The 2,168-nt window shown below is 59.1% G+C and carries 2 protein-coding genes; both read right to left on the bottom strand.

Annotation, left to right across the window (positions count from 1 at the left end):
- Window positions 1–720: hypothetical protein (locus JOY90_RS01715; RefSeq protein WP_291689447.1), on the bottom strand; the 720-nt coding region annotated here is incomplete at its 3' end.
- Window positions 717–2,099 carry a hypothetical protein gene (locus JOY90_RS01710; RefSeq protein ID WP_291689446.1) on the bottom strand — a complete coding sequence of 461 codons (1,383 nt, stop codon included), beginning with the start codon at window positions 2,097–2,099 and terminating at the stop codon, window positions 717–719. The genes JOY90_RS01715 and JOY90_RS01710, both read right to left, overlap by 4 nt.
- Between the last annotated feature and the right edge of the window lie 69 nt (window positions 2,100–2,168).

The following is a 2,168-nucleotide window of genomic DNA, read 5'->3' as shown; positions in this document are numbered from 1 at the left end:
GGTCGCCCCGGTACGCAGCTTCAGCGGCCGATCGGACCTTTTTCGTATCCGATTCTCGGAGGCGTTGCCCGGCCTCAAACTGGGCAGATGATCATATCTACCCGCATTCCAATCGTGGCTCCAAGCTGCTCGATGTTGCATCCTGATACGCCGACGTTCCTCTTTTGGTAGTCTTCTTTCCGGATGCGGATGTTTAGCTCTGAAATTCACTCGGGTTCGGTGATCCGTCGCGGTCATTTCCTCCATCACATTCGCATATTCTCGGTCTCCCTTGAGGGCGTTAATGGAGCGGATGTCGCGAACTATGTTGGCAATATTTATTGACGATGGGATCAGAACCTTCGCGACCGGTCCATCTTTCTTCGCCAGCACCGACCAACCCGGAATCGTGCCAGGCGCCAAAATGGCTATCAAATTATTTCGGACGAAAACTCGAGCATGGTATGTGCCACCCTCATGCCACCATTGGACGGAGAACTCGTCCGGCGACTTCGGTGGGGAAAACTCCGCATCGCTTACAAACGGAACAGGGTTGCGCGGCGGAAGACCATGACGGGCATCATCAAAGTTGCTCGGAGCGGCGACACGATTGTAGAGCCATACGTCCGCCACTCTATTTCCATCGGCATCGAACAAATACGCATAGCAGGCTCGACCATCGTCATCGATTGTCAGTTCATGACTTACATTTTTTGAAGAAAAGGAGCATTCGAAAGTCATCGCGGGCCTCCATTATTATCATCCTCTTCCAACCGAACTCTAGCAGCATCCTGCATCTGGATCTTTTCGCTTTTGGGCAACCGTGGAAGATGATCAAATCGTCCCTCTCGTTGATCCTTAGACCAAAATGCATATGCCTCGCGTTTTCTTCGATTGGGTTCAACCTTTGATTTCTCTTGACCGGTGTTAGCATGGAGCCGTTTAAAGTTCTTGCCAAGCCGATGTTCCGTCCTGGTAATCTCAACCCAGACTCCACCATGGACTTGCCCCTCGTGGTGGCCTTCTAACGCATAACCATCATCCCCGATGGGACCACGTCCAAGCTCTTCAGGATATCCCTTTATGCGGTCCGCCGGGAGTTTACGTCGCGGGGGTAGCTCCTCTCCTCGCCCAGAAACAGAAACGGCGCCCGAAGGGGCGCCGTTTTGCGATAACTGGCCTTGATCAGGCGGGGGACCCGTGGTCTCTGCGCCAGCCTGGTCGGGCGGCGGCCGACGGGTTTCGGCTTCTTCGGGTGGCGGCCGACCAGGCTCGCCAATTTTTTCAGTTGGCGGCTGAACGACCTCGCCAACTTCTTTGGGCGCCGGAAGCTGGCGACTTTCTAGTCCTGCTGGTGATCCGCGTCGCGGTGCAATGAGCGAGAGCGCAGTATCAGCATTTCGACGAGCCTCGTCGTAGGTCATGCCCCCCGGTGTCTGCCCGGTCGCCAATTCCGCGTCGCGAACTTTATCCTCGCCGTAGAGACCAACCGCTTCGCGCCGCAGCGCTTGGTCGACCGCCACCATGGGATGGCCCATCAGGGAACGAGCGGCCCCCTGTAATGGCGCAAACGGGAGAGCTGCGGCAGCAAGCAGCCCTTGGCCGGTGCGGCCAAGACTCTCCAGTGTGCCTTCGCTCGCCATGTCGCGATCGCCGCCAAGCGACGACGGCAGTGTGCGACGAAGATTTTCCCACGCCTCCCGAGTCGAGGCTGCCATCTCGCGTGGAATGTCCGTGATCCCAGCAACAAATCCAGAGGGAAGCTCCACTGGACTAGGGCCCCCAAACAGACCGTTGATGGTCGCCCCCTTTATCGCGCCGGCCGGAATCAGATCGTCGAACAGGCCGGGCGGCGCCGATGTGTCGTCGCCGGCGTTTGTTTGGCCCGAAAGCGCCACAGCAAGCTGTCCTTTGCGCGTGGGCGCTTCTATTCTGTCGTCGCCGGGGTCGGTGCCGGCCGTTGAGCGGGGGAGCGCTGGCTCATCCGCTCCCCCCGGCGCAGCAACCTTTGCTGCTTGTGCCACGCCCCCAGCATCGCCGGCCGGGATCAGATCGTCGAACAGGCCGGGCGGCGGCGCGGACGTTTGGGCCGACGCCGATGGAATGAGATCCTCGAACATGCGGCGTCACACTGCGGGCGAGTAGTAGCCGTGATCGGCCAGCCGCTGCCTCACCGCCTCGTGCGACGC

The sequence above is a fragment of the Bradyrhizobium sp. genome, assembly GCF_019242285.1.
GTDB lineage: Bacteria > Pseudomonadota > Alphaproteobacteria > Rhizobiales > Xanthobacteraceae > Bradyrhizobium.
This window is presented reverse-complemented; position numbering and strand designations above follow the sequence as displayed.